Source organism: Allobosea sp. CRIB-10 (assembly GCF_900112185.1).
Classification (GTDB): Bacteria; Pseudomonadota; Alphaproteobacteria; order Rhizobiales; family Beijerinckiaceae; genus Allobosea.
In genome coordinates this window covers 101,984-124,945 of the sequence record NZ_FOKP01000004.1, presented here as the reverse complement: position 1 = coordinate 124,945, position 22,962 = coordinate 101,984, and the positions used below count along the sequence as shown (strand labels likewise).

At 66.1% G+C, this 22,962-nt stretch carries 23 protein-coding genes, 1 tRNA gene and 1 pseudogene; 14 read left to right on the top strand and 11 right to left on the bottom strand.

Annotated elements, in window-relative coordinates; all coding sequences use genetic code 11:
- Nucleotides 1-179: 179 nt before the first annotated feature.
- Complete coding sequence (gene rpoD, locus BMZ69_RS07570; protein WP_092155967.1) at nucleotides 180-2,198, top strand: RNA polymerase sigma factor RpoD; 2,019 nt, start codon at nucleotides 180-182, stop codon at nucleotides 2,196-2,198.
- 56 nt (nucleotides 2,199-2,254) lie between these two features.
- Here rpoD and BMZ69_RS07565 read toward each other — a convergent pair whose 3' ends face one another.
- Nucleotides 2,255-2,500, bottom strand: a complete 246-nt coding sequence (locus BMZ69_RS07565; RefSeq protein WP_092155966.1) for a DUF2798 domain-containing protein — start codon at nucleotides 2,498-2,500, stop codon at nucleotides 2,255-2,257.
- A 224-nt stretch (nucleotides 2,501-2,724) separates the two neighbouring features.
- On the opposite strand from BMZ69_RS07565, the gene BMZ69_RS07560 reads away from it, so the two are divergent.
- The 3 genes from BMZ69_RS07560 to BMZ69_RS07550 all read left to right on the top strand — a co-directional run bounded on the left by BMZ69_RS07560 (nucleotide 2,725) and on the right by BMZ69_RS07550 (nucleotide 4,102).
- Nucleotides 2,725-3,000 carry a hypothetical protein gene (locus tag BMZ69_RS07560; protein ID WP_092155965.1) on the top strand — a complete coding sequence of 92 codons (276 nt, stop codon included), beginning with the start codon at nucleotides 2,725-2,727 and terminating at the stop codon, nucleotides 2,998-3,000.
- Nucleotides 3,001-3,065: 65 nt separating this feature from the next.
- Nucleotides 3,066-3,677, top strand: coding sequence for a LysE family translocator (locus BMZ69_RS07555; protein ID WP_092156139.1), 612 nt, complete (start codon nucleotides 3,066-3,068; stop codon nucleotides 3,675-3,677).
- Nucleotides 3,677-4,102, top strand: a complete 426-nt coding sequence (locus tag BMZ69_RS07550) for a secondary thiamine-phosphate synthase enzyme YjbQ (RefSeq protein ID WP_092155964.1) — start codon at nucleotides 3,677-3,679, stop codon at nucleotides 4,100-4,102. Before BMZ69_RS07555 ends, BMZ69_RS07550 begins: the two co-directional genes overlap by 1 nt.
- 4 nt (nucleotides 4,103-4,106) lie before the next feature.
- Here BMZ69_RS07550 and BMZ69_RS31535 read toward each other — a convergent pair whose 3' ends face one another.
- The 3 genes from BMZ69_RS31535 to BMZ69_RS07540 all read right to left on the bottom strand — a co-directional run bounded on the left by BMZ69_RS31535 (nucleotide 4,107) and on the right by BMZ69_RS07540 (nucleotide 5,492).
- Entirely contained in the window at nucleotides 4,107-4,670 is a 564-nt protein-coding gene (locus BMZ69_RS31535) for a TetR/AcrR family transcriptional regulator (protein WP_175506709.1), read from the bottom strand.
- On the bottom strand, nucleotides 4,667-5,038 hold the full coding sequence (locus tag BMZ69_RS31530) for a hypothetical protein (RefSeq protein WP_175506708.1): 372 nt from the start codon (nucleotides 5,036-5,038) through the stop codon (nucleotides 4,667-4,669). The genes BMZ69_RS31535 and BMZ69_RS31530 overlap by 4 nt, the downstream gene beginning before the upstream one ends.
- Before the next feature lie 142 nt (nucleotides 5,039-5,180).
- Nucleotides 5,181-5,492, bottom strand: a complete 312-nt coding sequence (locus tag BMZ69_RS07540; protein WP_139218997.1) for a hypothetical protein — start codon at nucleotides 5,490-5,492, stop codon at nucleotides 5,181-5,183.
- A gap of 198 nt (nucleotides 5,493-5,690) precedes the next feature.
- Here BMZ69_RS07540 and BMZ69_RS07535 point away from each other — a divergent pair, with 198 nt between their 5' ends.
- The 3 genes from BMZ69_RS07535 (at nucleotide 5,691) to BMZ69_RS07525 (ending at nucleotide 8,153) form a co-directional block, all read left to right on the top strand.
- Nucleotides 5,691-5,978 carry an HlyU family transcriptional regulator gene (locus BMZ69_RS07535; protein WP_092155961.1) on the top strand — a complete coding sequence of 96 codons (288 nt, stop codon included), beginning with the start codon at nucleotides 5,691-5,693 and terminating at the stop codon, nucleotides 5,976-5,978.
- A 271-nt stretch (nucleotides 5,979-6,249) separates the two neighbouring features.
- Nucleotides 6,250-7,464, top strand: coding sequence for a putative bifunctional diguanylate cyclase/phosphodiesterase (locus tag BMZ69_RS32450; protein ID WP_175506707.1), 1,215 nt, complete (start codon nucleotides 6,250-6,252; stop codon nucleotides 7,462-7,464).
- Nucleotides 7,465-7,592: 128 nt separating this feature from the next.
- The gene (locus BMZ69_RS07525; RefSeq protein WP_092155960.1) at nucleotides 7,593-8,153 is read left to right on the top strand and encodes a type 1 glutamine amidotransferase domain-containing protein; all 561 of its coding nucleotides are present in this window, start codon (nucleotides 7,593-7,595) and stop codon (nucleotides 8,151-8,153) included.
- A 4-nt stretch (nucleotides 8,154-8,157) separates the two neighbouring features.
- Here BMZ69_RS07525 and BMZ69_RS07520 read toward each other — a convergent pair whose 3' ends face one another.
- Nucleotides 8,158-9,180, bottom strand: coding sequence for a 2-dehydropantoate 2-reductase (locus BMZ69_RS07520; RefSeq protein ID WP_092155959.1), 1,023 nt, complete (start codon nucleotides 9,178-9,180; stop codon nucleotides 8,158-8,160).
- 297 nt (nucleotides 9,181-9,477) lie between these two features.
- Between BMZ69_RS07520 and BMZ69_RS07515 the strand changes: the two genes are divergently transcribed.
- The gene (locus BMZ69_RS07515; protein WP_092155958.1) at nucleotides 9,478-10,701 is read left to right on the top strand and encodes an MFS transporter; all 1,224 of its coding nucleotides are present in this window, start codon (nucleotides 9,478-9,480) and stop codon (nucleotides 10,699-10,701) included.
- 102 nt (nucleotides 10,702-10,803) lie between these two features.
- On the opposite strand, the gene BMZ69_RS07510 is transcribed toward BMZ69_RS07515, so the two are convergent.
- A complete protein-coding gene (locus tag BMZ69_RS07510) occupies nucleotides 10,804-11,226 on the bottom strand; it encodes a VOC family protein (RefSeq protein WP_092155957.1) in 423 nt (140 codons plus the stop codon).
- A 79-nt stretch (nucleotides 11,227-11,305) separates the two neighbouring features.
- On the opposite strand from BMZ69_RS07510, the gene BMZ69_RS07505 reads away from it, so the two are divergent.
- The 6 genes and pseudogenes from BMZ69_RS07505 to BMZ69_RS32060 all read left to right on the top strand — a co-directional run bounded on the left by BMZ69_RS07505 (nucleotide 11,306) and on the right by BMZ69_RS32060 (nucleotide 17,869).
- On the top strand, nucleotides 11,306-11,668 hold the full coding sequence (locus tag BMZ69_RS07505; protein ID WP_092155956.1) for a hypothetical protein: 363 nt from the start codon (nucleotides 11,306-11,308) through the stop codon (nucleotides 11,666-11,668).
- Nucleotides 11,661-12,071, top strand: coding sequence for an acyl-CoA thioesterase (locus BMZ69_RS07500; protein ID WP_092155955.1), 411 nt, complete (start codon nucleotides 11,661-11,663; stop codon nucleotides 12,069-12,071). Before BMZ69_RS07505 ends, BMZ69_RS07500 begins: the two co-directional genes overlap by 8 nt.
- Before the next feature lie 508 nt (nucleotides 12,072-12,579).
- A complete protein-coding gene (locus tag BMZ69_RS07495; RefSeq protein ID WP_092155954.1) occupies nucleotides 12,580-14,982 on the top strand; it encodes a methyl-accepting chemotaxis protein in 2,403 nt (800 codons plus the stop codon).
- 130 nt (nucleotides 14,983-15,112) lie between these two features.
- Nucleotides 15,113-16,106, top strand: a pseudogene (mbfA, locus tag BMZ69_RS07490) (iron exporter MbfA).
- A 40-nt stretch (nucleotides 16,107-16,146) separates the two neighbouring features.
- Nucleotides 16,147-16,222 (top strand) — tRNA-Ile (locus tag BMZ69_RS07485).
- Between the two features lie 804 nt (nucleotides 16,223-17,026).
- Entirely contained in the window at nucleotides 17,027-17,869 is an 843-nt protein-coding gene (locus BMZ69_RS32060; protein ID WP_244543256.1) for a hypothetical protein, read from the top strand.
- A 391-nt stretch (nucleotides 17,870-18,260) separates the two neighbouring features.
- On the opposite strand, the gene BMZ69_RS07465 is transcribed toward BMZ69_RS32060, so the two are convergent.
- The 5 genes from BMZ69_RS07465 to BMZ69_RS31030 form a co-directional block, all read right to left on the bottom strand.
- Nucleotides 18,261-19,280, bottom strand: coding sequence for a hypothetical protein (locus BMZ69_RS07465; protein ID WP_139218996.1), 1,020 nt, complete (start codon nucleotides 19,278-19,280; stop codon nucleotides 18,261-18,263).
- 202 nt (nucleotides 19,281-19,482) lie between these two features.
- Nucleotides 19,483-20,355, bottom strand: a complete 873-nt coding sequence (locus tag BMZ69_RS07460) for a hypothetical protein (protein WP_092155951.1) — start codon at nucleotides 20,353-20,355, stop codon at nucleotides 19,483-19,485.
- Nucleotides 20,356-20,502: 147 nt separating this feature from the next.
- Nucleotides 20,503-21,642: an AAA family ATPase gene (locus BMZ69_RS07455; RefSeq protein WP_092155950.1), complete on the bottom strand. Its 1,140-nt coding sequence runs from the start codon at nucleotides 21,640-21,642 to the stop codon at nucleotides 20,503-20,505.
- A 135-nt stretch (nucleotides 21,643-21,777) separates the two neighbouring features.
- Nucleotides 21,778-22,755, bottom strand: coding sequence for a hypothetical protein (locus BMZ69_RS07450; RefSeq protein WP_092155949.1), 978 nt, complete (start codon nucleotides 22,753-22,755; stop codon nucleotides 21,778-21,780).
- A complete protein-coding gene (locus tag BMZ69_RS31030) occupies nucleotides 22,752-22,937 on the bottom strand; it encodes a hypothetical protein (RefSeq protein WP_139218995.1) in 186 nt (61 codons plus the stop codon). Before BMZ69_RS31030 ends, BMZ69_RS07450 begins: the two co-directional genes overlap by 4 nt.
- Between the last annotated feature and the right edge of the window lie 25 nt (nucleotides 22,938-22,962).

Genomic DNA, 22,962 nt, shown 5'->3' with positions numbered 1-22,962 from the left:
CGTTGCTTTCGTCGGCAGAGACGAGGACGGCATTGAGGATGGTGCACGATTCATCAACGATGGTCGGCGCTATCTGCAGTGGATGAGTTGGGTGGGTGCGCGGCAGCGACGGTTGCCGCGGCGCCCTTTTATGCGTCGGAGCCATAGCACCGGCGCGCAAAATGGTGGAGCGCTGATTGATGGCGACCAAAGTGAGCGAGCGGGACAAGTCCGAAGCGGGTTCCCCGGAAGCGCCCCCGAGCACGGACAGCCCGCTCCTCGATCTCACCGATCAGGCCGTCAAGCGGATGATCAAGCTCGCCAAGAAGCGCGGCTATGTCACCTATGACGAATTGAACGAGGTCCTGCCCTCGGAGGAGTTCTCCTCCGAGCAGATTGAGGATGTGCTCGGCCAGCTCAGCGAGCAGGGCATCAACGTCGTCGACAACGAGGATCCTGAAGCGGCCGGCGAAGAGCGCGCGGCCCGGGGCAAGGGCGATGGCGACGAGGACGAGGCCGAGGGCGGCGATCTCGTCGAGGCGCAGCGCACGGCGCTGCCGGTCGAGACCAAGCGCAATCTCGAGCCGACCGAGCGCACCGACGATCCCGTGCGCATGTATCTGCGCGAGATGGGCTCGGTCGAGCTGCTCTCGCGCGAGGGCGAGATCGCGATCGCCAAGCGCATCGAGGCCGGCCGCGAGGCGATGATCGCCGGGCTCTGCGAGAGCCCGCTGACCTTCCAGGCGATCATCATCTGGCGCGACGAGCTCAACGAGGGCAAGGTCCTCCTGCGCGACATCATCGACCTCGAAGCGACCTATGCCGGCCCCGACGGCAAGAATCCCGAGCAGATGGCCGGCGAGGGCGAAGAAGGGGCCGAGGCGGCCGAAGAGGCTGCGCCCGAAGGCGAGACTCCGCCCGAGGGCATGGACGACGACGACATGGAGAACAACGTGTCGCTCTCGGCCATGGAGGCCGAGCTGAAGCCGCGCGTGCTCGAGACCTTCGACTCGATCGCCAGCAACTACACCAAGCTGCGCCGCCTGCAGGACCAGGACATTGCCGGCCGGCTGGAGAACGCCAAGCTCTCGCCGTCGCAGGACCGCAAATACAAGAAGCTGAAGGACGACATCATCGTCTCGGTGAAGTCGCTCTCGCTCAACAACAACCGCATCGAGGCGCTGGTCGAGCAGCTCTACGACATCAACAAGCGGTTGATTTCTCACGAAACGAGACTTCTACGTCTCGCCGAGAGCTATGGTGTCGCCCGCGACGACTTCCTGAAGCAGCATATCGGCGGCGAGCTCGACCCGAAATGGGTGCTGCGCGTCTCCAAGCTCGGCTCGCGCGGCTGGCGGGAATTCGTCGCGCAGGAGAAGGACCGGATCAAGGATCTGCGCGAGGACATCCATACGATGGCCTCGGAGACCGGCCTGGAGATCCAGGAGTTCCGCAAGATCGTGCTGATGGTCCAGAAGGGCGAGCGCGAGGCGCGGCAGGCGAAGAAGGAGATGATCGAGGCGAACCTGCGTCTCGTGATCTCGATCGCCAAGAAGTACACCAACCGCGGCCTGCAGTTCCTCGACCTGATCCAGGAGGGTAACATCGGTCTGATGAAGGCGGTCGACAAGTTCGAGTACCGCCGGGGCTACAAGTTCTCGACCTACGCGACCTGGTGGATCCGGCAGGCGATCACTCGCTCGATCGCCGACCAGGCCCGCACCATCCGCATCCCGGTGCACATGATCGAGACGATCAACAAGATCGTCCGGACCTCGCGCCAGATGCTGCATGAGATCGGACGCGAGCCGACCCCGGAGGAGCTGGCCGAGAAGCTGGCCATGCCGCTGGAGAAGGTGCGCAAGGTCCTGAAGATCGCCAAGGAGCCGATCTCGCTCGAAACGCCGATCGGCGACGAGGAGGATTCGCATCTCGGCGACTTCATCGAGGACAAGAATGCGATCCTGCCGATCGACGCGGCGATCCAGAGCAATCTGCGCGAGACCACGACGCGCGTGCTGGCCTCGCTCACCCCGCGCGAGGAGCGCGTGCTGCGCATGCGCTTTGGCATCGGCATGAACACCGACCACACCCTCGAAGAGGTCGGCCAGCAGTTCAGCGTCACCCGCGAGCGCATCCGCCAGATCGAGGCGAAGGCGCTGCGCAAGCTCAAGCACCCGAGCCGGAGCCGGAAGCTCAGGAGCTTCCTGGACAATTGAGGGATCGAAGATCGATCCAGTCAAAAGGGCGGCGTCAGCCGCCCTTTTCTTTTGCCTCACCCCGCCGGCGCGACAAGCATCGCGGTGAGCTTACGCGCCGCCGGCAGGGCCAGCAGCAGCACCGGGAAGGCGATCAGCCAGGATAGGCCCCAGGCGACGGGCCAGCCTTGCAGGAAGGCCGGCGTCGGGCCGAGCACGCGCAGGGTCGAGATCCCTGAGACGATCAGGGTCATCAGGCCAGACAGGATCAAGGGGGTGACGAACGCGCCGTAGCGCGCCGGCAATTTGCGGGAGGGTTTCATGGGACCATCCGTAAGGACAGGCTCTGCCGTCATGGCCTTCTGGCATCCTGGCGGCACCGAGCCGGGGGATGCGTTGCCTGACGTGAGACGCTTACGGCCGTCCGCAGGGGACGCAACGCCGCCTTTACGATCGACCGGCGCAGAGGGCAAGCAGAATCGGCCCAGCCCGCCACAGTTCTGCTAAGGTCAGCCTCACAATCGAGGCTTCTCCTGGAGGAGCACAGATGACCGGGATTCCGACCGAAGCCGAGATCGAAGCCGCCAAGGCGGCGTTGCAAGCCGGTCTTCCGCCTCAGGCGAAGAAGCAGGAGGAGGAAGGCTCGACGGCCGGGGACCTCGTCAGCGGCGTGCTCGACGTCGCCAGCAATGTCACGATCGAGGCGGTCGGCGTCGCGGTCGAGGTGGTCGGCACCGTGGTCGAGGGCGCCGGGAGCGCCGTGGTGGCGACCGGCGAGGCGGTCGTCACGGTGATCGGCGGGATCTTCGAGGGGCTGGGCTAGCAAGGCGCTCGCGACCGGGATATCGATGCGGCTCCGGTAGCGTCGCTGGAGCTGGAGTGAAGCTCGTGTCCCTCGAATTCCTGCTGACCTCGCTGATCATCGTCGCTTCACCCGGGACGGGCGCGATCTACACCATCGCCGCCGGGCTGACGCGCGGGGCCAAGGCGAGCGTGCTCGCCGCCTTCGCCTGCACCCTCGGCATCGTGCCGCATCTGCTCGCCGCGATGATGGGCCTCGCGGCGCTGCTGCATGCCAGCGCGCTCGCTTTCGCCATCGTCAAATATGCCGGCGTCGCCTATCTGCTCTGGATGGCCTGGCAGACGCTGAAGGAACAGGGCGCGCTCAGCGTCGAGACCACGGCCGACAGGCGCTCGCCCTGGCGCGTGCTGGTCGACGGCCTGGCGCTCAACGTGCTCAATCCCAAGCTCTCGATCTTCTTCGTCGCCTTCCTGCCGCAGTTCATCGCCGCCGACGAGGCGAGCCCGATGGCGCGCATGCTCGAGCTCTCGGGCGTGTTCATGGCGATGACCTTCGTCGTCTTCGCGCTCTACGGCCTGTTCGCCGCGGCGATGCGCGACCATGTCGTGAGCCGTCCTTCGGTGATGGCCTGGCTGCGGCGCACCTTCGCGGCCGCCTTCGTCGCGCTCGGCGCGAAGCTCGCGCTCACTGAACGGTAATGGCGGGCAGGCAGACCCGTCTCGCGATCGAAACGGGCGAGGCGGGGCTCTACGAGTTCACCGACGCGGTCGCCCGGTTCGTGCGCGAGGCGGGCGTCGATAGCGGCCTGCTGACGCTGTTCGTGCGCCATACCTCCTGCTCGCTGCTGATCCAGGAGAATGCCGATCCGGACGTGCGGCGTGACTTGTCGGCCTTCTTTGCCCGGCTGGTGCCGCCGGCGGACGATCCGGCGATGGCCTATCTCACCCATCGCGCCGAGGGGCCCGACGACATGCCGGCGCATATCAAGGCGGCGATGCTGCCGGTCTCGCTCTCGATCCCCGTGAGCGGCGGCAGGCTCGCGCTCGGCACCTGGCAGGGGATCTACCTGTTCGAGCATCGTACCAGCCCGCACCGGCGCGAGGTCGTGTTGCACCTCGCCTGAGTCGTCAGTCGCCCTTCGACCGAACGAGCAGCCGCATGAAGGTGCCGTAGCAGGCGTGCAGCTCCTGCGGCGACAGGCCGAGATCGAGCTGCTGAAAGCCGATGAAGGCGGCGTATTCCATACGGGCCAGCGCGAGAGCCTCCGGCGGGGTGAAGCGCCCGCTCTCGCCATGGAGCTTTTCCAGATAGCCGACGCGCTCGCGGTCGACCTCGGCGCAGGTCGCCGCCACACCCGGATCGAGCTGGGCGAGGCGGCGCATGCCCTGTTCGACGCGAATGTCGAGGGCGAGCGCCATGCGGTCTAGCGCGATCAGGCGGTCCGGCGCCGGCCCGCCCTTGTCGACCTCCTGCATCAACCGATGCGTATGGGTCTCGCGCCAATGCCCGGCGAGTGCGGCGAGATAGACCTCGATCGCCGGGAAATGTGCGTAGAACGAGCCCTTGGTCTTGCCGGCGCGGCGGCAGAGCGCCTCGATCGTCAGCCCGGCCGGGCCGTGCTCGGCGAGCGCGGTCAGGCCGAGGGCGAGCCAGTCACTCCGGCGAAAGCGGAGCGGGAGAGGGGAGGTCACTGCCACAGGCCGATCATGCCGCTGATCGCGATCGCAGCGAACAGGGCCCATTGCGGGAAATGTGCGATCCGCAGGCGGAACAGGCCGATCATGCCGAGGCCCCAGAGACAGAACAACGCCGCGCCAGCGGTTGCGAAGAGGGCGAGATCGCGACTGCCATGGCCGGTCGCGACGAGGCCGAAGGCGAGCGCCAGCGCCGCCAGCACGATCGTCACCAGATGCCAGCAATAATACAGGGTGAACTTCGGCACGGCATGCAGCCGCTCGGCCGCCAGCAACGGCGTGGCGATTTCCCGTCCGCCGAGAACGACGTGGATCAAGGTGGTGGCGGCCGCAAGCACGGCGGCGAAGGCGAGCCAGGCATTCATGGTGGTCTCCCAGAATAATACCATACTGTACTGTATTATTCTGGTGGGAGGCAAGCGCTGATTTTCGGCCGTGTCGGCGTTGGGGCATGGCGGGGACCCGGCGGGGTGCGAACTCGGATGTTCGTTCGCCGAGGCGAGCAGATCACCGGCCGGCGTAGTATTCGGCCTCCGGGGCCGGCTCCCAGGATTGCCCGGTGGCGATCAGGCAGCTGACTCCGTGCGGCAAGGTCGCGAACAGGGTGAAGGAGCCGTTTGGCGCGGCGAAGAGCTCGATCACGCTGCCATTGGCGGCAAGGCCATAGCCGATCCGGCGTTCGCCATAGAGCTCATGAAGCTGCGTGGTCGCCATGCTGCGATCGGCGCAAGGAACGCTATTGGGCGATTGCGCCTGCGTTGCAGCGGACAAGAGCGGTAGGGCCAGCAAGACCGGCAGGCAGAGTTTGAAGAAGCGCATCATGGCTGCTCCTGCGACAGAGCGGGCCAGGAGAGCATCGGGATGGACGGGCTCGACTTTTCCGCCCTGTCTCAGGATGACATGGTGACGCAGGTGGCGATGCGCCAGAGGCTCGTTGGATCGTCGGGCGGCAGAATCCGGCGCTTGGCCAAGCGGTCCGCATCTGGGCTATACAGCGCAAATCAAACGGAGCCCGCCATGTCCTTCCTCAAATCCCTGTTCGGTCGCAAGGACGCCAAGCCGGCTGCCCCCGCCGGACCGCTGAAAAGCACCGAATACAAGGGCTTCACCATCCATGCGACGCCATTCGCCGAAGGCGGCCAGCAGCAGCTCTGCGGCGTGATCGAAAAGGAGATCGAGGGCGAGATGAAGAGCCATCGCTTCATCCGGGCCGACCGCTTCCCCGGCGCCGAGGAGGCGGCGGACTTCGCGATCGTCAAGGCAAAACAGCTGATCGACGAGCAAGGCGAACGCTTGTTAAAATAGTTTTTTTGGCAAATCCCTCGCTCTTGAGAGCGATAAATTCGGTATTATTGGATAGATCTTGATTCAAGATTTTAGATTCGTGGACCACCGGTGGTAATTTGATGGATTTGTACAAATTTTAGACAAATAATACATCGACTTTTGCCATTTGCCCTTTGGTCTGGCGGGTTATTTTATTGCGTTTTTGGATTCACTCCTGCCATTTAAAACTTTATTCGGTTTTTCCGGCTTTGATGTCGTCACGTTGTTCGCCGCTGTCGAGATCGTTCGTATGCCTCCCAATCCCCCCGGCGGCCCGAAGCCGGAAGATCCCCCGGGTGCGGAGGCTTCGGGCCCCGATGACCACTGGTTCCGCGAGGTCGTGGCGCGGTTGCCCGTCGCGCTCTACGCGACCGATGCCGAGGGGCGTGTAAACTATTTCAACCAGGCCGCCGCCGAACTCGTCGGGCGCGAGCCGCAGCTCGGCAGCGACCGCTGGTGCATCGGCCACAAGCTGTTCCGGACCGACGGCTCGCCATTGCAGCCCGAGGAATGCGCGATGGCGGTGGCGCTGCGCGAGGAACGCGAGGTTCGCGGCGTCGAGGTGCTGGCCGAGCGGCCCGACGGAACCCGGGTCCGCTTCGTACCGCTGCCGACGCCGCTCTATGACACGCAGGGCAGGCTCACCGGTGCGATCAATCTGATGGTCGACGTCACCCCGGGGACGCCGGCCGGGCCGGGCGTCGCCAGTGGGCTGCACCATCTCGCCGAGGACCTCGAGGCGGCGATCGCCAACAAGCAGCTGCATTTGCACTATCAGCCGGTGTTCTCGGCCGCCGGCGTCCTCACGGGCTTCGAGGCGCTGGCGCGCTGGATCCATCCCGAGCGCGGTGTCGTGCCGCCGTCCGAGTTCATTCCCGCCGCCGAAGGGAGCGGGCTGATCCTGCCGCTGGCGCGCGAGCTGCTGCGCCAGGCCTGCGCCGAGGCGGCGAGCTGGGAGACGCCGCTGCGCATCGCCGTCAACGTCTCGCCGCTGCAATTCCGCCATGGCGACCTGCCGGGGCTGATCGACGAGGTGCTGGTCGAGACCGGGCTGGAGCCCGAGCGGCTCGAACTCGAGATCACCGAAGGCGTGATGATCACCGATTTCGACCGGACCATGCTGGTGCTGCACCGGATCAAGGCGCTCGGTGTGCGCATCGCGCTCGACGATTTCGGGACGGGCTATTCCTCGCTGTCCTATCTGCACATGTTCCCGCTCTCGACGCTGAAGATCGACCGCAGCTTCGTCGCCAATCTCGGCGTCGCCTCGGAGGCGGCCGCGATCACCCGCGCGGTGATCGCGCTCGGCCATGCGCTCGACATCGAGGTGGTGGCCGAGGGTGTCGAGACGCGCGAGCAGCTCGACTTCCTGATCGATGAAGGCTGCAACTACATGCAGGGCTACATGCTCGGCCGCCCGCTCCCGCCGGAGCAATATGCCGAGCTGACCGGGCGCAAGAGCTGAGCTGGAGCAATCCTCCAGATCGCGGAATGTCTCTGGGCCGTTGTCGCCCCCGCCGCGTCGTTCCGACGCGGAAACGGATCGCCCTCCCGAAGGTTGCCTTGATTGAAGCAGCAACCAGGGAGAAGGCCATGGCCTCGCTGAACGGAAAATCGATCCTCATCCTCGCCACGCACGGCTTTGAGCAGTCCGAGCTCGAGGTACCGCTCGCCAAGCTCAAGGAAGCCGGCGCCACCGTGCATGTCGCATCGCCCGAGAGCGGCGAGATCAAGGGCTGGGACAAGAAGGATTGGGGAAAGGCGGTCAAGGTCGACAAGGGCCTTGATGAGACACGGGCCGACGCCTACGACGCGATCGTGCTGCCCGGCGGCCAGATGAATCCCGATACGCTGCGCGGCAACGACAAGGCGATCGCGCTGATCAAGGACTTCTTCGCGCAGGGGAAGGTGGTCGCGGCCGTCTGCCACGCGCCCTGGCTGTTGATCGACAGCGGCATCGCCAAGGGGCGCCGCCTGACTTCCTACAAGACGATCAAGCAGGACCTGGTCAATGCCGGGGCGCAATGGGAAGACAGCGAAGTCGTCACCGACAAAGGCGTGGTGACCTCGCGCAATCCCGGCGATCTGCCGGCGTTCGTCGCCAAGATCATCGAGGAGGTCAACGAGGGCCGGCACGAGCGTCGGGCTGCCTGACCTCTCAAGGTTGCGGCGCGCCCTCGCGCAGCTCCGCCAGCAAGGCCTCGCCGCTCCAGCGCGGTGGGGCCTTCTGCTTTTCAGCCATATGGACGATAGCCGTCAGTCGGGCATTTACCGGCGCCTGCTGCCCGAGCCGCTGCGCCAGGCTCACCACCTCGCCATTGATCCAGTCGATCTCGGTCTTGCGCCCGGCGGCGAGATCGTCGGCCATGGAGGAGCGGGCCAGCGGGTCGACCGCCAGCATTTTCCGGGCGAGCCTGGCGAACAGCGCATCGGGCAGGCGCAGCAACGCCGGTATCCAGCGCGCCGGCAGCGGCGTCAGCCGGGCGGGCCGGATGCCGGCCTGGGCCAGAAGCATCAGCGCTTCGGTCTGGGCGAGAGCGAGGCAGCGGCGATAGTCACGTTGCGCCAGCTCCTGCTGCAAGGGAAGGCCGGAGAGGGCGTTGACGGCATTGTTGAGATTGAAGATCAGCTTGGCCCATTGTACCGGCAGCATGTCGCGATGCCGGCGCAGGGCGAAGCCGGCGCTGGTGAAGTCGGCCAGATGGGGTACGAGCGTGGACGAGTCCTCGACCTCGGGCTCGCCCTCCGAGGCCTGATGGAAGGCGCCGGGAGCTCGCTTCACGACATTGAACGGGACCATGCCGGCGAGCACGCTGCGGCCGGGGAGGGCGGTGCGCAGGGCATCGGCATTGCCGATGCCGTTCTGGAAGCTGATCACGACGGCGCTCGGCTGAACCACTCCGGCGAGCTCGGCCGCGGCTTGCGCCGTGCCGCCGGATTTCACCGTGACGAGAATCAGCTCGGCTGCGGCGGCAGCGGCCGGCTCGGTCGAGAAGGCGATCGCTTCCGGCGGAACGCGCCAGTCGCGGCCGTCATACTGCGTCAGGGTCAGGCCATGCTGCCGGAGCTCTTCGCCGATGCCGGTGCGGCCGACGAAGCCGACCTCGTCCCCGCCGGCGGCGAGACGGCCACCGAGATAGCAGCCGATCGCGCCAGCGCCATAGATGCAGATTCTCGCCATCGCGCCTCCAGCAGGATGCCGAGCATGCCCGTCCCGGAGGGCGATGCAAGTCGTCCTTGGCGGGCAGGATGCCCCCACATCCGCGCTGCATCGGCCCGCCGCTCATGCGCTTGTGGCGAACAGGCCCGCTGCCTAATGCTCGGGCAGAGAGAAAATCGTTCTCCGCTAGAGCCCGTGCCGATCAGCCTGCTCTGCAGACTGATCGGCAAAACGGTCTCTAGACTTAAAATGAGAGACGGCTTCACGGATCAGGTTGCTTCAACCTGATCCGATCCGGCTCTAGCGCGGCGAGGAAACATGAACGCCCAGGATGCGCGCTACGCGCCGGATTCGCCTTACGCCTGGATGCGGCTGGCGCTCGCCTTGCTGGTCGGGACGATCGCCTGTGTCGGCTCCTGGTCCGCGGTCGTGGTCGTGACGGCGGTGCAGCAGGAATTCGGCGTGCTGCGGGCCGACGCCTCGCTGCCCTATACCTGCGCCATGATCGGCTTCGGCATCGGCAACATCGCCATGGGCCGGCTGGCCGACCGTGTCGGCATCGCCGCGCCGATCGTGCTGGGGGCCTTTCTGCTCGGCGGCGGCTATGCGCTCGCCTCCATCGCCGGTTCGCTCTGGCAGTTCGCGCTGGCGCATGGCTTCCTGATCGGGCTCGGCGCCGCCACCGGCTTCTCGCCGCTGATCGCCGATCTCTCGCACTGGTTCCGGCGCTATCGCGGCCTCGCCGTCGTCTTCGGCGCCTCCGGCAGCTATCTCGCCGGCATGTTCTGGCCGCAGCTGATCAACTGGGGTGTCGAGACGCATGGCCTGCGCACGACGCATCTGTGGCTCGGCATCGCCTGCCTCCTGGTGATGCTGCCGCTGGCGCCGTTGTTCCGGCGCCGGCCGAACGCGGCGAGCATGGCTGCGGCCGAGGCGACCAGCGCCGGGGCGCGCGGCAGCCTCGGGCTGTCGCCGAACCAGCTGCAATTGCTGCTGGTCGTCGCCGGCTTCTGCTGCTGCGTCGCGATGTCGATGCCGCAGGTCCACATCGTCGCCTATTGCAGCGATCTCGGCTATGGCGTCGCCCGCGGCGCCGAGATGTTGACGGTGATGATGGCGCTCGGCATCGTCAGCCGGATCTCGTCCGGCTTCGTCGCCGACAAGATCGGCGGCACGGCGACGCTCGCTTTGTCCTCGCTGATGCAGGGCATGGCGCTCTTCCTCTATCTCTGGTTCGACGGGCTGAGCTCGCTCTTCGTCGTCACCGGCATCTTCGGCCTGTTCCAGGGCGGGATCGTGCCGATGTATGCGGTGGTGATCCGCGACTACATGCCGCCGCGCGAAGCCGGCATGCGCATCGGCGTCGTGATGTCGGCGACGGTGTTCGGCATGGCTTTCGGCGGCTGGGTCTCCGGCCTGATCTTCGACGCGACCGCGTCCTACCGGCTCGCCTTCCTGAACGGCCTCGCCTGGAACCTGATCAACCTCTCGATCGTCTGCTGGCTGATGCTGAAGGCGCGGCCGAAGCTGGCGGCGGCTTGAGGCTTCACGTCATTGCGCGCGCAGCAAGAAATCCAGGGGAACGCAGAGCTCTGCCGCCCCTGGATCGCTTCGTCGCTGCGCGCCTCGCAATGACGGGAGAGGTCAGCCCGGCTCGGCGCCCGGCCGGTAGGTGCCGAAGCACCAGACATGGCCTCCCGGGTCCTTGCAGATGAAGTCGCGGCTGCCATAGGGCTGGTCCCGGGGCTCCATGCAGATCTCCGCGCCCGCTGCACGGGCCCGCTCGCAGAGCGCGTCGATCCCGGTGGTCGCGATATAGGGCGAGGCGGTGGTGCCGCCGAGCTCGGCCGGGCGCGAGACCAGCTTGCCGAACTCGTTGTTTTCGGCCGAGCCGAGCATGACGAAGCTGTCGCCCATGCGCAGCTCGCCATGCAGCAGGGTCTTGCCGTCCTCGGAGTAGTAGGCGGCGTGCTTCTCGAAGCCGAAGGCGGCGATCAGCCAGTCATAGATGCGCGGCGCATCGGCATAGCGCAGCGAGATGCAGATCATCGGCGGCTTGCTGGTCATCGCGCTTCTCCTGCATTGCGGTGCTTGACGCAGCATGCGGGCACGCCAAGCTGGGCTCAAGGCCGGTCGGGGCGAATCCATGCTGCAATTCGAACGTCGCCATGAGCGGCTGATCCCGGTCCGGCTGTTCTTCCGGCGCATGAGCCGGGCGGTACTACTTTGGCTCGGCCTCACCATGGCCGGGCTTGGCATCGGCATGATCGGCTATGGCGCCAGCGAAGGGATGAGCGCGGTCGATGCCTTCGTCAATGCGGCGATGATCCTCTCCGGCATGGGGCCGGTGGCCGAGCTCAAGACCGCGGGTGGCAAGCTCTTCGCCGGCTTCTATGCGATCTTCTCGGGGCTGTTCGTGGTGATCGCCACCGGCTTCGTGCTGGCGCCGATCCTGCATCGTGTGCTCCACTCCTTCCACATCGAAGAAGGGAAGACCAACGATGACTGAGCCGGGCGTGACACCTGCCGACGAACCGTGCGGCACCTTGACCGTGCGCACCATCGCCATGCCGGCCGACACCAACGCCAATGGCGACATCTTCGGCGGCTGGGTGATGTCGCGCATGGACCAGGCCGGCGGCATCGCCGGGGTCGACCGGGCGCAGGGCCGCGTGGTCACGGTCGCAGTCGAGGCGATGACCTTCATCCGCCCGGTCAAGGTCGGCGACGTGCTCAGCGTCTACACCTCGGTGAAATCGGTCGGGCGGACCTCGATGAAGATCCAGGTCGAGGCCTGGGCCAAGCGCTTCCGCACGACGCTGCACGAGAAGGTCACCGATGCGAGCTTCACCTTCGTCGCGATCGACGACGAGGGCCGGCCGCGCCCGGTGCCGCCGCTGCCGGCGGAGTGAGGGAATACCAACTACGGCGTCATCCCGGACGCAGCGCAGCAGAGATCCGGGATCCATTCCTGAGCCTTTCCGAATGAGGTTCCGGAATGGGTCCCGGGTCTCCTGCGGTCGCCCGGGACGACCCGCGAATGGCGCGTGAGCCTTCTCGGCGTCGTCTCCGTTTCCTAACAGGCCGTAAACCCACCCCATCGCCGAGTGATTCAGAAGAATCCGGCAACTTAAACGTTCTTTAAGCGGAGCTCCGCAATTCTGCCGCAGATCGGTCCATCGGGGCCGGTCTGCCAGGGGCTGGGAGGTCCTGCATGATCGGCCGCCGTCATCTGCCGGCGCATGAAACTCGGCTCGCGCCGTCGCCGGACCATGGCGCCGCGCCGACGAGCCGTCGTCGCTCAGCATCGCGATCACACCCGTTCCGCGGCTGACCCTCGTCAGCCGCTCCCGCCCCATTGTCCGTGTCCGTTTCCGGCCAGCGCCGCGCTGCCGGGCCGCCTTCAGGAGTACCGCGTCGATGTCGAAGACCAAGAAGCCAGCGCGCCAGAAGGGCTCGCGTGTCGGGATCGCAGCACGCATCTATGCCGCGCTCGGCGTCCTGACGGTGTTGACGATCGCGGCCTCGCTGGTCGCCTGGTTCTCCTATGGCCGGGTCGGCAGCACGGTCGCCGACATGGTCGAGCGCAAGATGCCGGTGGTCGAGCTGGCGCTCGAGCTCTCGCAGGCCGCCACGGCCTCGACCGCGCTGGCGCCGCGCTTCATGGAGGTGCAGAGCGTGCGCGAGCGCGCCGCGCTGACCGGCGAGTTCGACAAGGTCGAGGCCCGGCAGTTCGACCTCGTCCGCAAGATCGGCGAGCAGGGCAATGTCGACAACAAGAAGGCGCAGGCCGCGCTCGACGGCTTGTCGCGCCAGATCAACGACATCAACGACCTGACCGGCGAGCGCCTGCGCAACGCCGCGGAAGCGGGCGCCGCGCTGGAGAAGCTCGGCACCGCCTATGAGGCCTTCGTCAAGGCCGCCAGCGGCGAGGCCGAGCAGGCCAAGTTCGCGGTGACCTTCGGGCTCGATGATCTCGCCGTGCTCTCGGGCGACGCGCTGACCGGCGCGGTCAAGACGCTGATGGACCGCGACTTCGCCATCTTCGACCTGGCGCGCACGCTGCAGGCCAATGTCAACGAGATGGTCGGCGTGCTGCGCGAGATCGCCCAGATCAACGACAAGGAGAAGCTCGGCCTCGCTCGCGAGCGCTTCAACGGCATCGCCTACCGGCTGCGGACCTTGCTGGCCGACGCCGAGAAGATCACCTCCAACAAGGCGCGGGCCAAGACGGTCGAGGACCTGATCGCGGTCGGCGAAGGCAGCGACGGCCTCGTCGACATCCGCAACCGCGACATCACAACCCGCGAGGGCATCGCGCGCGGCCTCAAGGAAGTCGACCAGGCGGCGGCCCAGCTGCGCCGCGAGGTCGACGCGCTGGTGCAAAGCGCGCGCGGCGAGGCGCAAGCCGCCGTCGGCTCGACCCAGGAGCTGATCGAGACCAGCAAGCTCTGGCTCGGCGCGATAGGTCTCGGCTCGCTCCTCGTCGCGCTGGCGCTGTCGCTGTTCTATGTCCGCCGCCAGATCGTCGGCCGTCTCAACCGGCTCTGGGCCGCGACGAAGGCGATCGCCGATGGCCAGCTCGAGACGGCCGTCGAGACCAAGGGGAATGACGAGATCGCAGACATCTCGAAGAGCGTGCTGCTCTTCCGCGACAATGCAGTCGCGCTGCGTGCCGCCGAGCTCGCCAAGGTCGAGGACGAGGAGCGCGCCCAGGAACAGCGCCGCCAGATGATGGCCGAGCTCGGCGAGGCCTTCGGCGTCGTCGTCGCCGCGGCGGCGCAGGGCGATTTCAGCCGGCGCGTCGACGCCAACTTCGCCGATGCCGAGCTCAACGCCCTGGCAGGCTCGGTCAACGAACTGCTGGAGACGGTGCAGACCGGCCTGTCCGAGACCTGCGAGGTGCTCGGCCATCTCTCGGACGGCCGCCTGGTCGCCCGCGTCGAGGGTCGCTATCAGGGCGCCTTCGCCGAGCTCAAGAACGGCACCAACAGCCTCGCCGGCGAGTTCGAGAACACGCTGGCACGCCTGTCGGAAACCGTCTCGGCCGTGCGCAGCGCGACCAGCGAGATCCTCGACGGCGTCACCGATCTCGCCGAGCGCACCTCCGAGGAGAGCAACGCCGTCTCGGTGGCGACCAACCAGCTCGGCGCCTTCGCGACCAATGTCCAGAAGACCGCCAAGGATGCGGCCGACGCCGTCGGCATGGCCCAGAGCGCCGAGGAGCGCGCCCAGCAGGGCGAGCAGGTCGTCGCCTCGGCGCTGGAAGCGATGCAGCGCATCCGCACCTCCTCCAGCAAGATCTCGGAGGTGATCTCGATGATCGACGAGATCGCCTTCCAGACCAACCTCCTGGCGCTCAACGCCGCGGTCGAGGCGGCTCGCGCCGGCGACGCCGGCAAGGGCTTCGCCGTGGTCGCCAGCGAGGTGCGCAGCCTCGCCAAGCGCTCGGCCGACGCTTCGAACGACGTCAAGAAGCTGGTCGAGGCCGCCCATGGCGACGTCAAGGTCGGCGTCGGCCTGGTCGAGCAGAGCTCGGCCGTGTTCGGCTCGATCCTGACCTCGGTCAACGATCTCTCGGCGCTGATGAACGGCATCTCGCAGACGGCGCGCGGCCAGGCCAGCGACGTCTCGACGATCAACAAGGAGATCGACGGGATCGGCACCATGGCGCACCAGAACGCCGCGTTGGTCGAGGAGACCAATGCCGCGCTGGCGCTCACCGACGAGCAGACCCGCGCGCTCAAGGAGCACATCTCGCGCTTCAGCTTCCGTGAAGGCGGTGCGGCCGAGCACGGTCACGAGCATGCCAGGGCGGCCTGACAGCCCGACACGCGGCAGCATCGCCGGAATTCACGACGCCCTCCGCCGCAAGGCGGGGGGCGTTGCGTTTGGCGCAGATTGTGCCGGCGCGGCATGATCTCTATTTAGAATCATTCTAAAGGAGATCGCGATGCTATCCTCGTTCCTGCCGGCCGGCTTCGGTGGCCGGCGCCGCTTCGACAGCCTGAGCGAGCGGGAGATCCTGGCACTGGCGATCGCCTCGGAAGAGGAAGATGGGCGCATCTACGCCGTCTATGCGGAGATGCTACGCAAGGATTATCCGGCTTCGGCTGCGGTGTTCGACGGCATGGCGGGCGAGGAGCACGAGCATCGCCGCCGCCTGCTCGACGATTATCGCCGCCGCTTCGGCGAGGTGGTGGTGCCGATCCGGCGCGAGCATGTCGCCGATTTCTATCAGCGCCGGCCGGTCTGGCTGGTCGAGACGCTCGGGCTCGAGCGCATCCGCGAGGAGGCGGCGGCGATGGAGCGCCAGGCGCGCGATTTCTACATTGCCGCTGCCGGCCGCAGCACGGATGCGCAGACGCGCAGCCTGCTCGGCGATCTGGCGCGGGCGGAGGCCGGCCACGAGAGCAGAGCGGAGGAACTCGCCAAGGATCATCTCGCGGGCGAGGCCGGCGCGACGGAAGATGCCGCCGCGCACCGGCAGTTCCTGTTGACCTGGGTGCAGCCGGGCCTCGCCGGGCTGATGGACGGCTCGGTCTCGACGCTGGCGCCGATCTTCGCCACCGCCTTCGCGACGCAAAATCCGTGGACCACCTTTTTGGTCGGCCTCTCGGCCTCGGTCGGCGCCGGCATCTCGATGGGCTTCACCGAGGCGGCGCATGACGACGGCAAGCTCTCGGGCCGCGGCTCGCCGCTGAAGCGCGGGCTGGCCTCCGGGGTGATGACCGCGCTCGGCGGCCTCGGCCATGCCTTGCCCTATCTGATCCCGTCCTTCTGGACGGCGACGGCGATCGCGCTGGTGGTCGTCTTCATCGAGCTCTGGGCGATCGTCTGGATCCAGAACCGCTATATGGAAACGCCCTTCGCCCGCGCGACTTTCCAAGGTCGTGCTCGGCGGCGCGCTGGTGCTGGCGGCGGGCATCCTGATCGGCGGGGCGTGAGGGCGTTGCCGCCCGGCGCGGCGAATGCTAGGCCTGCCCCGGGCCGGTAGCTCAATGGTTAGAGCTCGCTGCTCATAACAGCGCCGGTGCCGGTTCGAGTCCGGCCCGGCCCACCATTTCCGATCAGAACTGCGAACCACGCCGCGCCCAGCGGCATGGCTTCGCAGGTTTCTCTCGAAGTTGTCATTTCTGCCGACGAGCCGGATTGATCCGGGCTCGACGATGATGGCGTCGACGATGGCGGTGAGCCAGGCCTTGCGAGCTTCGACCGGGCCATCGACAAGGCGTGCGACGAGCTCCCTGGCGAATTTTTCGACGACAGGGGCGTCTATCGCGGGCGCTTCGATGAGATTGGCCTGGGCGCGTTCGAGGGCTGTTCGCGCCAGGTCGCGTTTCGCGCTGAGGTCCTGAACGCGAGCCTGCAGGGTGGGTTCGGCCGGGTCCAGGGTGCCGCCCTCGATGCCGCGGTAGAGATTGGCCAGCGCTTTCTCAGTCTCTGCCGCGTCCCGCTGCAACTGTGCGATACGTTGGTGAACCGACGCTTGGCGGGATGCTTTGCGCGCATGGAGAGCCGCCAGGATCCCTGCGAGGCGCCCGGGCACCATGAGCCAGTTGCTCAGCTCGGCCATGACACGCTGCTCCGCCACATCACGGCTGATGGGTTTCAGGTCACAGGCGGTTGCGCCCTTGTTTATCGAGATGGCGCATTTGTAGTAGCGATAGACCACGCCCTTGCGGCCGGTCCCCGTTGAGGGCGACATCGCGCCGCCACAGCATCCGCAGCGGATCAGGCCGCCGAACAGAGAGGGAGCGCTGTCGAGGCGAGGCCCACGCTGGCGAGGCTGCCGTTCGCCGAGCCGAGACTGCACGGCGTCGAACGTTTCGCGATCGAGGATCGCAGGCACCTCGTAATCGATGATTTGATCGTCTGGATTCTGGTTGCCGTTCTTGTCGAAGACGTTCCAGGATCGGGTGCCGGCGTAGGCTTCGCGGATCAGCATCTCATGGATGGTGCTCGAGTAGAATTCTCCGCCGGCGCGGGTGCGATGACCGGCTGCGTTCAGGTGCCGGGCGATGTTGCGGACACCCATGGGCCCAGACGAGCCGGTCCCGGCGAGCGCGAGTTGGAACACGGTGCGAACGATATCGGCCTCGACGGCATCGATGGCCAGCTTGCGCTTCGTTGTTCGACCGATCGTGTCGGCTTCGACGGATCTGTATCCGAACGGAATCGCCCCTCCGTTGGAGTAGCCGCGCCTGGCGGTCGCGGTCATTCCGCGCATCGTGCCGATGCGCGCATCGTCGGATTTCCACTCGTTGGAAAGCCCGAGAATCAGCCTGGATCGCTTGTCGCCGATGTTTTCGGAAAGAGAACGGATGCCGACGCGATGGGCGGCGAGCTCGCGGACGGTGACCTCCTGTTCGAAGAGATTCCGGAATGCGCGGGAGATCGAGTGCACGAGCACGGCATCGACCGAGTGGGTGCCGTCCTTGCATCGTGCGAGCATCTTCTGCAGTTCGGGTCGATTGAGCGAGCTCGCACTCTCGCCGGCATCACAATAGACGCCGACGACGATCAGTCCCTTGCTTTCGCAGTGGTCACGCAGCTGGAGTTCCTGCTCCTCGAGCGAGAGCCGGTTTTCGGCCTGCTTGTCGGTCGAGACGCGGATATAGAGTACCACGCGATCGGCTCGCGGAGCGAGCGGAGTGATGTTGCGTCGGCGGCGCGCCATGAGATCCTGCCAGTTCCTGCTGCTTCGTGATGTAAGGGTGAGTTTGCCAGAGGGAAGGGAGGGGATGTCGTGCCTGCCGCGCTTCGAGTGGATACTAACGGGACAGTGCGCGCGAGACGATATCGCCGAAGAACTGTTCTAGGGCGTCGAGTTCGGCTGTGCCGATGAACGACGGATCGATCCTTTCGAGCAGGATATCGGCTTCAGCCGCATTATTTTTGAGACCGCGTCGATTGGATCTCGCTCTTGGACGGGCGGATGCAGCGCAGGGGCGGTCAGAGCGCGCTGAAGCGCCTTTCCCCTCTCCTCGCGCCCCAATCGCCCGCCTCGTCATGCCAAAGTCTCCTTTCGAGGGAGACGCTGGCCTGCCGCCGGTAGAACCGACAGGAATCCAATAGGGACAGAGCGATTTTTGTCGAATTCAGGCGCTAAAGCCCCTGATCCGAAGCGTTCTGGCTTCCCCTGTCATAATGCACTCCCTGACCTCCCCGGAGAAGGTCGCTCGGTCGTAGACCGTGACGATCTGATCCCAGATGGCGAGGAAGGCATGATGGGCGGGCATGATATTCATGTAGGCTTCACGGCGGGCGACATCGTCGGCACCGGCCGACAGGCGTTCGGCCTGGATGTACTGCGCGAGTTCCTCTGTCAGCTGCGCCGGTTCACCGCGAGCCAACCGACCGGCGAAGATGGCGAACTCGTGCAGGTAGAAATAGCCGACCTTGGTGGTGTCGCCGAAATGGTCGTTCCAGATCAGCGACGCGTTGACGGCGCTGGCGAACGACAGGCTAGCCATCTCGCCGACCGAGAAACGCGGTACCGAATCGATGACGTCCTGCGAGATGGTCTCATCCCTGGGCCGCCGCCGCCGCCACAGCTGCTTGAAGACATTGCGCAGGCCCGATGTATGGGCCTGCGCCGCCATGAGACCGCGCCCGATCAGATCGATTGCCAGCGTCTCGCTCGCGATCAAGTCGGCGAGAGCCGCTTGATGTCCCGACGCCGACAGGCGCGATGCCAGTGCCGGAGTGAGATAGGCGCGGTGGGCATATCCGAAGGCTTCGTCACGCTGACGAGCCAGCACTTGTCCCTGCTTGAGCAGCGTTTGCCATGACGATGGCCCGAGGAAGACGGAGCGAAGGAGCTCGTCGACGTCGATCGCCTTGACGGGCCTATTTGGGGAAGCACCCGCCTTTCGCACTTCGTTGAGGGCCTTGACGAGCGTGTAGAGGTCCGCGATCCGCAGCGCCTGGGCGTTGTTGAGATGTGTCTGCACATCGGTTCGATGCCGCTGGCCGCGCTTGCCGCCGCTGAACGGGTTGAGGTCGAGCAGTTGCGATGCCCGAAAGCGGATCGCAATATAGTCCCGCCACGGCGCCACATTCCGAAGATCAGCAGACGCCAGGCGGGGCCGCTTACCCCATGCTTTACGCCAACTCATACGCTTATCCCTCAAGCCGAATCACCGATAGTGATTGTACACGATGTCGGATTGTTCGCGTATGGAGCAACGCAAGAGGGGATTTCAGCCAGAACGATAAAATTTTAGGAATATTGCGTTTGGGATATTGGGGTATGCTTGCGATGCAGAGAGAATGAGCGCCGGCTGCGCTAGCCAGCGCCCATTCTCATAGGGGGGATTTCTAGCGTTGGCTGCGGCAACGCCATCCGTGACGCATGCGGCGCTCTCCCGGCATGACGGCGTCATGGACGATGCGCTCGACGATGGCGATCAGCCTGCCGGCATCGCGACCCCTGGGCCTTGCGATGTAGATCTCCTGGGCTTCGCTGCGGCGGTGCCCGGCGCCGAAGGCGTAGGTCGTGAAGCGCTTCTGGTCGGCGGCGACGAGACCCAGCATGTCGCAGTGGCGGCGACCGTCGGGCGAGTCCAGCCAGCGGTTGAGGCTCGATCGGGACATCGCCGCGTGAAGCTCCTTTTCGAAGACGCGCAGCGACAGCGAGGCGGGCAGATGCACCTCGAGGCAGCGCGTCTGTACGACGACCGGCGAGCCATCGAGCGGGCGCCGATCGGGACGCAGCACCTGGGCCGTGTAGGCATCGAAGCCGACCTGGCAGACGGGCCCGTCCGCGCCGTTCGTCTCGGAGGCGTACCGATCGGTGCTGACCTCGTCGAGCCTGTCGCGGAGGTCCCCCTGCGTCGCCGAGATCTTGTAGAGCGGCAGCTTGAGGTCGCGGGCGACGCCGAGGAGGCCGCCAGCCTGGGCGGGGTTGCGGAAGTTCTGACCACAGCCCGCGGCGTAGACGTAGGCCTTGAACCCGGGCTCGAAGCGGCTGGTGAAGGCCTTTGCGGTGAACGCGTCGTCCGGCAGCGGACCCTGCCTGTCGTCTCCGAGAGCCGGCCACGGCGTCGGCAGGTATTCGGTGACGGCGGCGGCACTGTGCTGCGGCTTGATCCGGCGCAGGCCGGGCGCGGTCGTGCCGATCTTGCGCGAGGCGCGGGCGCGCTTGGTGGGGCGGTCGACGCGGGATGCGGCGCTGGTCTTGGTCTTGATCATCTTGGTCTCGATTTGACTTGGTCGTGAGCGGCTTCTCGGGGGCATTCCCTCAAACCCTCGAATTCACGTTTTCTTGCGGAGCTTTTGTCTGCCTCGACGCCACAGGACTGATCCTGAATCCGCCCAGAGACCGCAGGCGGCCCGGTTTCACGCCTCCGTTGAGCGGATGAAGCCGATGGGCATGGCGGTTCTCGTGCCTGCGGCCATCTGTTCGGCTGCATCGATGTCGGCGACGATGAGATGGTTTCGACCGGCGGCCGCGGCGTAGCCGAGCGAAAGCGTCAGCACGCGACGGATGCGCCGGGGATGAGCGCGTGCCAGCCTGGTAATGACGGTCTCGTCGGGCTCGGCGAAAGCGTTGCCGTGTCCGGCGATGATGGTGCGCGCGATGCGCCGGGTGACGGCGAGCAGCCCGGCTCCGCTCGGCGCGGGTACGTCGACGATCAGGAAGCGGTCGCGGATGAACTCGGGGAGCACATCGACGTCATTGGCGGTCGCCAGGATCAGGCAGTGCGACAGATCGAAGGGAATGCGCAGATATTCGTCGACGAGCGCGACCGCGTTTTCTGGTTCGATGAGCGCGAGAAGGCTGTTGTAGGGCTTCTCGCTGGCATGGGTGACGAACTTGTCGACCTCGTCGAGGACGATCAGCGGGTTGGCTATCGCGCCGCCCAGCAGGGCTTCTGTGATGGACCCCATCCGGGCGCCTTTCCAGCTCGGCGGGTGGCCGGCGATCAGGGCCTGAGCGTCGGAATTCGTGCCGCATGAGAATTGATGCTGCTCTGTGCCGAGCGCGTCGGCCAGCCGTCGGCTGAAGTGGGTCTTTCCGATGCCGGGCGCGCCGCAGAGCAGGATCGGCGGAAACGCGATGCCGGTGCCTGACAGGTGAGACAGGGCAAGCGCCCGATCGATCAGATCGATGACGGCGATGAAGGCGGGACACTCGTCGCGCAAGAAAGCCAGCGTGTTGCGCATGGCGGTGTCAGCGTGGAGAAGCCGGCGCCGCGGGTCGGTGAAGATGAGAGCACGCAGTCGTTCCAGCCTGCTCTGCTCTTCCGGCGACGAGGACGTTATCGCCGGCTGATCGTTCCAGCTTGCGTCGGGCTCGTCTGCCGTGCAGGCACCCAGCCGCAGCTGGGTCTTCACTGCTCCGGGATCGAATATCGCAACGGTGCTGCCGGGAATCGGTTTGGCGTCGGACGTGCCCGGCTTCGTGCTGTCGGCGAATCCGATCTGTTCGGCCTCGTCGTCGCTCGCGCCGTGCCTGGTTTTCGTCGTCATGTTCATTCTGTCTCGGTCTTGGAGTGGGAGGGTTGTGGGGGAGCGGCCTGGTCTTTCCGCCCGTCGACCGACATGAAAAAGGGGCGCGCCAGCCGGGTGCGCCCCTTCGATCTCAGCGTTGGCCGGTCGGCGTCGCGGCTCTCAGTCGGCTTTGCCGACCCGGCGGAAGCGATCGCTCTGCCCCGCGATGGTTTCTCCCTGGCCGAAGGCGAGCTCCCACAGGGCGCGGAAGCGATCGGGATCGGTGTCGCGCGCTGCGACGAGGTTGCGGGCTGCGATCTTCGTGGTGACGTCGGCATCGCTACGTGCCGGCCACAGGGCGACGCGCATGAGCCGGGCATAGGCCAGGATCTGCGCGCCCTCGATGGCGGCGTCGTCAGCTTCGTCACGGACCCCGTCGGCCTGCCACCCATCGATGCGCATGACGAGTGCACGTGCCTGGTCGAACAGTTCGCCGAGGTCTGGGCTGGCATCGAAGAAGGCCTCGAGGCTCTCAGCCTGCTGGAGCGTGTAGACGCCTGGGCGTCCCGCTTCGTCATGTCCGCTCGGGGGCGGGTTCAGCGCCGCGGCGCGTCGCGCCATCGTGGTGATCATCTTCATGACCCCTTCAGGATCGCGAAGCAGGTTCAGGGTCGGAGCTTTCGGCAGCTTGCCGACAGCGCGCCGGGTCGCAGCGAGCTCGTCACGATCGCCATGCGCACGCGCGCGATTCAGGAGGTGGCGCCCGAAGTCCTCACGCGTCCAGGCGTCATCGTCGCTGCGAACGGGCAGCAGCATCAGCGCGAGATGCGCGCTGTTGGTCAGGATGGTCAGGGCGTTGGCGACATCGATCCAGGCTTCGACGAGATGGGGCTCCTTGGACAGGAGCTTGATGAGTTGCGCGACCGCGATCGTATGAGCTTGACCACGGCCGCGGAGGTCGAGGAGCGCCGGGAGCTGAGCGCGGAAGATGGCGAACTGCTCGCGTTCGCTGGGAGCGTCGGGGACCAGCTGTTCCAGACCGGCGAGATCGTCGGTGACGAGATACTGGTTGGCGTCGCGGGCGATGGTGCCCAGCGTCGCGTTCGGGCGGGAGGTCTTGGTCTTCGAGCTCTTGGTCTTCGAGGCTTTGGTCTTCATGACTGATCGTCCTGTTTCATCGGGGTGATCTGCTCCAGGCAGACGCATTCCTGTTTTCTCCCTGATCGTTTCCGGCCCGCGGCCGCCTCCAGAATCGAAAAGGCGGCGCCCGTCGGCACCGCCTCGTCGGCGATGGGTGGATTTTCCGGGATCAGTGTCAGACCTTTTCGACCCCAGCGCATTAGAGCGCGCCAGTGCATGCCAGCG

Excerpts from the sequence above, each read along its gene's own strand:
- rpoD (WP_092155967.1), top strand. The coding sequence starts at position 180 with ATGGCGACCAAAGTGAGCGAGCGGGACAAGTCCGAAGCGGGTTCCCCG.
- BMZ69_RS07565 (WP_092155966.1), bottom strand. The coding sequence starts at position 2,500 with ATGAAACCCTCCCGCAAATTGCCGGCGCGCTACGGCGCGTTCGTCACC.
- BMZ69_RS07560 (WP_092155965.1), top strand. The coding sequence starts at position 2,725 with ATGACCGGGATTCCGACCGAAGCCGAGATCGAAGCCGCCAAGGCGGCG.
- BMZ69_RS07550 (WP_092155964.1), top strand. The coding sequence starts at position 3,677 with ATGGCGGGCAGGCAGACCCGTCTCGCGATCGAAACGGGCGAGGCGGGG.
- BMZ69_RS31530 (WP_175506708.1), bottom strand. The coding sequence starts at position 5,038 with ATGAATGCCTGGCTCGCCTTCGCCGCCGTGCTTGCGGCCGCCACCACC.
- BMZ69_RS07540 (WP_139218997.1), bottom strand. The coding sequence starts at position 5,492 with ATGCGCTTCTTCAAACTCTGCCTGCCGGTCTTGCTGGCCCTACCGCTC.
- BMZ69_RS07535 (WP_092155961.1), top strand. The coding sequence starts at position 5,691 with ATGTCCTTCCTCAAATCCCTGTTCGGTCGCAAGGACGCCAAGCCGGCT.
- BMZ69_RS32450 (WP_175506707.1), top strand. The coding sequence starts at position 6,250 with ATGCCTCCCAATCCCCCCGGCGGCCCGAAGCCGGAAGATCCCCCGGGT.
- BMZ69_RS07525 (WP_092155960.1), top strand. The coding sequence starts at position 7,593 with ATGGCCTCGCTGAACGGAAAATCGATCCTCATCCTCGCCACGCACGGC.
- BMZ69_RS07520 (WP_092155959.1), bottom strand. The coding sequence starts at position 9,180 with ATGGCGAGAATCTGCATCTATGGCGCTGGCGCGATCGGCTGCTATCTC.
- BMZ69_RS07515 (WP_092155958.1), top strand. The coding sequence starts at position 9,478 with ATGAACGCCCAGGATGCGCGCTACGCGCCGGATTCGCCTTACGCCTGG.
- BMZ69_RS07510 (WP_092155957.1), bottom strand. The coding sequence starts at position 11,226 with ATGACCAGCAAGCCGCCGATGATCTGCATCTCGCTGCGCTATGCCGAT.
- BMZ69_RS07505 (WP_092155956.1), top strand. The coding sequence starts at position 11,306 with ATGCTGCAATTCGAACGTCGCCATGAGCGGCTGATCCCGGTCCGGCTG.
- BMZ69_RS07500 (WP_092155955.1), top strand. The coding sequence starts at position 11,661 with ATGACTGAGCCGGGCGTGACACCTGCCGACGAACCGTGCGGCACCTTG.
- BMZ69_RS07495 (WP_092155954.1), top strand. The coding sequence starts at position 12,580 with ATGTCGAAGACCAAGAAGCCAGCGCGCCAGAAGGGCTCGCGTGTCGGG.
- BMZ69_RS07465 (WP_139218996.1), bottom strand. The coding sequence starts at position 19,280 with ATGAGTTGGCGTAAAGCATGGGGTAAGCGGCCCCGCCTGGCGTCTGCT.
- BMZ69_RS07460 (WP_092155951.1), bottom strand. The coding sequence starts at position 20,355 with ATGATCAAGACCAAGACCAGCGCCGCATCCCGCGTCGACCGCCCCACC.
- BMZ69_RS07455 (WP_092155950.1), bottom strand. The coding sequence starts at position 21,642 with ATGAACATGACGACGAAAACCAGGCACGGCGCGAGCGACGACGAGGCC.
- BMZ69_RS07450 (WP_092155949.1), bottom strand. The coding sequence starts at position 22,755 with ATGAAGACCAAAGCCTCGAAGACCAAGAGCTCGAAGACCAAGACCTCC.
- BMZ69_RS31030 (WP_139218995.1), bottom strand. The coding sequence starts at position 22,937 with ATGCGCTGGGGTCGAAAAGGTCTGACACTGATCCCGGAAAATCCACCC.